Consider the following 5,943-nt stretch of genomic DNA (forward strand, 5'->3'; position numbering starts at 1 on the left):
CTCCCGACCGGGAGCGCCCCCTTCGCGTACAACCTCGCCGGCTACGCCGACTTCTCGTGCGGGCCCTGGTCCTTCGGGACGATCCGCGGGACCAGCGTCGGGTTGACGTTGGAGCGGACCACGTCCGAGGTGATGACCACGCGGGCCACGTCCTTGCGGGACGGGACCTCGTACATCACCGACATCAGGACCTCTTCCATGATGGCGCGCAGGCCGCGCGCGCCGGTCTGGCGCAGGATCGCCTGGTCGGCGATGGCCTCGAGGGCCTCGCGCTCGAAGTCCAGTTCCACGCCGTCCAGTTCGAACAGGCGCTGGTACTGCTTCACCAGGGCGTTGCGCGGTTCCACCAGGATCTGGAGGAGCGCCTCGCGGTCCAGGTTGTGCACGGAGGTCAGCACGGGGAGACGGCCGATGAACTCGGGGATCATCCCGAACTTCACCAGGTCCTCCGGCATGACCTCCTGGAACTGGTCGCTCGCCTCGATCTCGCGCTTGGAGCGGATGGTCGCCCCGAAGCCGATGCCCTTGGCGCCCGCACGCGACTCGATGATCTTCTCGAGGCCGGCGAACGCGCCGCCCACGATGAAGAGCACGTTCGTCGTGTCGATCTGGATGAACTCCTGGTGCGGGTGCTTGCGGCCGCCCTGCGGCGGAACGGAGGCGGTCGTGCCCTCCAGGATCTTCAGGAGGGCCTGCTGAACGCCCTCGCCGCTCACATCGCGGGTGATCGACGGGTTCTCGCTCTTGCGGGCGACCTTGTCGATCTCGTCGATGTAGATGATCCCGGTCTCGGCCTTCTTGACGTCGTAGTCGGCCGCCTGGATCAGCTTGAGCAGGATGTTCTCGACGTCCTCGCCCACGTACCCGGCCTCCGTCAGCGCCGTCGCGTCGGCGATGGCGAACGGGACGTTGAGCATGCGCGCGAGCGTCTGGGCCAGCAGGGTCTTGCCCGAGCCCGTGGGGCCCAGCAGCAGGATGTTGGACTTCGCGAGCTCGATCGCGTCGTCACGGCCCTGCGCGCCGCCGTTCTCGCCGGCCTGGACCCGCTTGTAGTGGTTGTACACCGCTACGGAGAGCGCCTTCTTCGCCGGCTCCTGGCCGACGACGTAGCTCTCCAGGAACTCGTAGATCTCACGGGGCTTGGGGAGTTCCTCCCACCGGACCTCGGAGGTCTCCGCGAGTTCCTCTTCGATGATCTCGTTGCAGAGGTCGATGCACTCGTCGCAGATGTACACACCGGGTCCTGCGATGAGCTTCTTCACCTGCTTCTGGCTCTTTCCGCAGAACGAGCACTTGAGCAGGTCGCCGCCGTCACCGATGCGTGCCACGAGGTGCTTCCCCTTCGCCTGGGAGACGCCTGGTTCAGCGCTCCTGGTGCCTCATATCCGACGGTACCTTGCCGGGGGCCCCGTGCGGGGCCCCCTTGACGTGGTTCACATCGCCGAATGCGGCAGCGTGCCCACGCCAACTGACGGCAAGGATCAGGCCGAGCTCTTGCGGGTGGAGATGATCTGGTCGATCAGGCCGTAGGCCAGAGCGTCCTCGGCCGTGAGGATCTTGTCGCGCTCGATGTCCTCGCGGATCTTCTCCAGCGGGGTCGTCGAGTGCTTGGCCAGCATGGACTCCAGCTGGTCGCGCATGCGCAGGATCTCATTGGCCGCGATCTCCAGGTCGGAGAGCTGCTCACGACCGGTGCCGCCGGAGGGCTGGTGGATCAGCACTCGGGCGTTCGGCAGGGCCATGCGCTTGCCGGGGGTGCCGGCGGCGAGCAGGACCGCGGCGGCGGAGGCCGCCTGGCCCATGCAGACCGTCTGGATGTCCGGCTTCACGAACTGCATCGTGTCGTAGATCGCAGTCAGCGCGGTGAAGGAGCCGCCGGGGCTGTTGATGTAGATCGAGATGTCGCGGTCGGGGTCCATCGACTCCAGGCACAGCAGCTGCGCCATGACGTCGTTGGCGGACGCGTCGTCGATCTGCACGCCGAGGAAGATCACGCGCTCCTCGAAGAGCTTCGCGTACGGGTCGTACTCGCGCACGCCCTGCGAGGTGCGCTCGACGAAGCGCGGGATGACGTAGCGGTTGTCCACCTGAGCGCCGGTGTGGAGGCCGCTCGCGGGAGAGAGGTTGTTCATGTACATCTGGGTGTTCACCATCCTGGTGGCGTTCTGCGGGCTGTCGGCTGCTGGGTACTGACGGTGTGCGCCGGGATCAGGCCCCGGTGCCGCCGCCGCCCGGAACGTTCGACGCGGCCGAGATGATCTCGTCGATGAGGCCGTAGTCTTTGGCCTCCTCGGAGGTGAACCAGCGGTCGCGGTCGCCGTCGCGGATGATCGCCTCGACGGTCTGGCCCGAGTGGAACGCGGTGATCTCGGCCATGCGCTGCTTGGTGCGCAGCAGGTACTGGGCCTGGATCTTGATGTCCGACGCGGTGCCACCGATGCCGGCGGAGCCCTGGTGCATCAGGATGTCGGTGTTCGGCAGGGCGAAGCGCTTGCCCTTGGCGCCGCCGGTCAGCAGGAACTGGCCCATCGAGGCCGCCATTCCCATGCCGATGGTGACGACGTCGTTCGGGATGTACTGCATGGTGTCGTAGACCGCCATGCCGGCCGTCACCGAGCCACCGGGGCTGTTGATGTACAGGTAGATGTCCTTCTCCGGCTCGGCGGCCAGGAGGAGGAGCTGTGCGGTGATCTTGTTGGCGATGTCGTCGTCGACCTGCTGGCCGAGGAAGATGATGCGCTCGCCGAGCAGCCGGTTGTAGACATGGTCGCCGAGGCCGCCACCGATGGACGGCTCACCCGCGGCGTAAGGCTTCAGATTCGTCACGTATCCACCTGCTCGTCTCCGACGGCCACATGCCGTCTCAGCGTCTCGTTCTGGGGCGCGGACCTGCCGTGCGGACGATGTCCACCGGCTTCGGGTACTCCCGTGCCCTCGTATTCATGGACCCTAACGCGCAGGTCGGACAACGCCATCCCGCTTCCCGAACTGTTCGCTCGGAGCGCAAGGTCCCAGGGCCCCTCCAGAGGTGTGCCGAAGGGCCCGGACGCGACTGCGTACGGGCCCTTCGGGCACTGCTCAGCGGGTCCCGCACAGGGCGTGACCGGGGGTGTTACTTGGCCTCGTCGGCCGCGGTCTCGTCGTCACCGTCGACGGTGCTCTCGACGGTCTCGGCGGCCTGCTCGACCTCGTCCTCGTCGTCGGAGAGGTCGACGACCTCACCCTTGGTGTCGACGACCTTGGAGGCCTCGACGACGACCGCGAGGGCCTTGCCGCGGGCGACCTCGCCGACGAGCATCGGAACCTGGCCACCCTCGACGACGGCCTGGGCGAACTGGTCGGGGGACATGCCGGAGGAGGCGGCGCGGCGCATGAGGTGCTCGGTGAGCTCCTCCTGGTTGACGCCCAGCTTCTCCTTGTTGACCAGCGCGTCGAGGACGAACTGGGTCTTGATGCCCTTGACGGCCTGCTCGGAGGTCTCGGCGTCGAACTCCTCGCGGGTCTTGCCCTGGATCTCGAGGTACTTGTCGAGGTCGAGGCCCATCTGGCCGAGCTGGTGGTGCTCGAGGTTGTGCGTACGGGTCTGGACCTCGTCCGCGAGGAGCTTCTCGGGGATCGGGACCTCGACGAGCTCCAGCAGCTTCTCCAGGACGCGCTCCTGGGCCTGCGTGGCCTGGTCGTACTGCTTCATGTTCTCGAGGCGCGTGCGGCTGTCCGCCTTGAGGGCCTCGATGGTGTCGAACTCGCTCGCCATCTGCGCGAACTCGTCGTCCAGCTCCGGCAGCTCGCGGGCGGAGACCTTGGTGACCTTGACGGTGACCTCGGCGTCCTTGCCCTCGGCGGAGCCGCCCTTCAGCTGGGAGGTGAAGGTGGCCTCGCCACCGGCCTCCAGGCCCTTGACGGCCTCGTCGATGCCCTCGAGGAGCTCGCCCGAGCCGATGGTGTAGGAGACGTCGGTGGCGACACCGTCCTCCAGCACCTCGCCGTCGACCTTGGCCTCGAGGTCGATCGTCACGACGTCGCCCTCTTCGGCGGCGCGCTCGACGTCCTTGGTGGACGCGAAGCGGTCGCGCAGCTGCTCGACCGACTTCTCGACGTCCTCGTCGGAGACCTCGATGGCGTCGACCTCGACCTCGATGCCGGAGTAGTCCGGGATCTCGATCTCGGGGCGGATGTCGACCTCGGCGGTGAAGGCCAGCAGCTCGCCGTCCTTCAGCTCCGTGATGTCGACCTCGGGCTGGCCCAGCGGGTTCAGGTCCGCCTCGTTGACGGCCTCGGTGTAGAACTTCGGGAGGGCGTCGTTGACGGCCTCCTCCAGCACCGCACCGCGGCCGAAGCGCTGGTCGATGACGCGGGCCGGGATCTTGCCCTTGCGGAAGCCCTTCACCGTGACCTGCTGGTTGATCTTCTTGTAGGCCGCGTCGAGGCTGTCCTTGAGCTCCTCGAAGGGCACCTCAACAGTGAGCCGAACCCGAGTCGGGTTCAGGGTCTCCACGGCGCTCTTCACGGTTCGGTCTCCTTGTGGCTGACTGCTGGGGATTCTGCCGTCACGCTGAGATTCAGCGCTCCGGCCGACTTCGGCCCGGTACATCAGACACACGGGCACGCAGCTTGCATAGTAACCGCAAGCGGCAATCAGCCCACAACGCGATCATCGTGATGAGCGGTGATGGTGGTCGGGGTGGCCGGATTCGAACCGACGACCTTCCGCTCCCAAAGCGGACGCGCTACCAAGCTGCGCCACACCCCGTCGGTGCGACACGTAGGGTACATGCCCGGAGACGCTCCGACGCCCCCGGTTTCCGGGAACGTCTCACGCGGGCCATCCGAAGGCCCGCGAATGCGGTGTGCGATCCCCCGCCCCGACCCGCTAGGATGCTGTCCGTGCCACGGTCCACGGACCTGCGGCGCGCACGTTGCGGGTGTAGCTCAATGGTAGAGCACTAGTCTTCCAAACTAGCTACGCGGGTTCGATTCCCGTCACCCGCTCCAGACGGCTCAGGGCCAGGTCAGAGGATGTTTCCTCGACTTGGCCCTGATGCGTTTTCCGAGGCTGCGCCCAGCCGTCCATGTCCGCTGCGCGCCCCTTGCGTTTCCGATCTTGACTCGTGCCCCTGGCGCGCTTACGGCCGGCCCTTCTTCACGAGGCCGCTCAGGGCGTCGGCGATGAGCCGATCCCGGTCAGCGCTCGCGTGCTGGTAGATCAGGGCCACGCGGGCGGTGCTGTGGCCCCTGCGAGCCATCACCTCCCGGGTACCGGCACCGGCGGACGCGGCCAGGGTGTTGCCGGTGTGCCGAAGATCATGAAAGTGCAGCCCCCGTGATCCCGGCATCCCGACAGGCCTTGTGCCACAGCTCCCGGCATCCGTGCACAGCTCGGCCTCCACTCGTTCCATCGGAGCCCCGTCTCGGTTTCCGTCTCGTTCGGTGCGGTTGACGGGTGTTCGGGGCCGGACCGCAGCCGGGCCCGGCTGAGCTGCCGACAAGGCGTGAACGCAGGCGCACAGCCTCGTACACGGTGCCCTGCGGCAGTAACAGGATTGGACTGCATGGGGATGCGGCGGAGAGCGGGAAACCCGGAGTCTCCAGACCGTTCGCGCGCTAAGGTCCGGTTGGGAGGTGGGATGGCAGGCAAGAGCGATTGGCGAAACCATCCGCGTTGGCACCTGGTGTTCTTGGCCCCGCTGCTGATCCTCGTGATCACAGAGAAGGACTCGATCTCGCGAGCCTTTCTGGCTGCCGCAATCCTCGTGGGGGCGACTCGATACGGGCGCGAGTCGGTGAAGTGGGCAGACAGCAGCCCAGTACAGCCGCCACCACCACAGCCACAGCGGTCCGAGGGCTATCTCTAGTGCCGGATCAGGCAACGTTTGCCCTGTTGTGATGTGACGCGCCGTCCGGGTGCTGTGCCGGGCGGCGCGTGACGGTCACCCTGTCGGGGTG

Annotated in this window: 5 protein-coding genes and 2 tRNA genes; 1 reads left to right on the forward strand and 6 read right to left on the reverse strand. The window is 67.0% G+C overall.

From position 1 onward, the window contains the following. Positions 1 to 41: 41 nt before the first annotated feature. From clpX to ACFWB8_RS36545, 5 genes are all read right to left on the reverse strand, one after another. Positions 42 to 1,328, reverse strand: a complete 1,287-nt coding sequence (clpX, locus tag ACFWB8_RS36525) for an ATP-dependent Clp protease ATP-binding subunit ClpX (protein ID WP_031145485.1) — start codon at positions 1,326 to 1,328, stop codon at positions 42 to 44. A 153-nt stretch (positions 1,329 to 1,481) separates the two neighbouring features. Continuing rightward, a complete protein-coding gene (locus ACFWB8_RS36530; RefSeq protein WP_384538811.1) occupies positions 1,482 to 2,153 on the reverse strand; it encodes an ATP-dependent Clp protease proteolytic subunit in 672 nt (223 codons plus the stop codon). Positions 2,154 to 2,208: 55 nt separating this feature from the next. Further along, positions 2,209 to 2,826, reverse strand: a complete 618-nt coding sequence (locus tag ACFWB8_RS36535; RefSeq protein ID WP_030026957.1) for an ATP-dependent Clp protease proteolytic subunit — start codon at positions 2,824 to 2,826, stop codon at positions 2,209 to 2,211. A 286-nt stretch (positions 2,827 to 3,112) separates the two neighbouring features. Further along, the gene (tig, locus tag ACFWB8_RS36540; RefSeq protein WP_385237479.1) at positions 3,113 to 4,507 is read right to left on the reverse strand and encodes a trigger factor; all 1,395 of its coding nucleotides are present in this window, start codon (positions 4,505 to 4,507) and stop codon (positions 3,113 to 3,115) included. 166 nt (positions 4,508 to 4,673) lie between these two features. Then, a tRNA-Pro gene (locus ACFWB8_RS36545) sits at positions 4,674 to 4,750 on the reverse strand. Between the two features lie 168 nt (positions 4,751 to 4,918). On the opposite strand from ACFWB8_RS36545, the gene ACFWB8_RS36550 reads away from it, so the two are divergent. Beyond that, positions 4,919 to 4,992, forward strand: a tRNA-Gly gene (locus tag ACFWB8_RS36550). 131 nt (positions 4,993 to 5,123) lie between these two features. Here ACFWB8_RS36550 and ACFWB8_RS36555 read toward each other — a convergent pair. Next, on the reverse strand, positions 5,124 to 5,243 hold the full coding sequence (locus tag ACFWB8_RS36555; RefSeq protein ID WP_385237482.1) for an integrase: 120 nt from the start codon (positions 5,241 to 5,243) through the stop codon (positions 5,124 to 5,126). Positions 5,244 to 5,943: the final 700 nt, after the last annotated feature.

This window comes from Streptomyces sp. NPDC060031, from assembly GCF_042736805.1.
Taxonomy (GTDB): domain Bacteria; phylum Actinomycetota; class Actinomycetes; order Streptomycetales; family Streptomycetaceae; genus Streptomyces.

Bases quoted from the DNA above. Each gene is read 5' to 3' on its own strand.
- ACFWB8_RS36555 (WP_385237482.1), bottom strand. From the start codon at position 5,243: ATGGCTCGCAGGGGCCACAGCACCGCCCGCGTGGCCCTGATCTACCAG.
- ACFWB8_RS36530 (WP_384538811.1), bottom strand. From the start codon at position 2,153: ATGGTGAACACCCAGATGTACATGAACAACCTCTCTCCCGCGAGCGGC.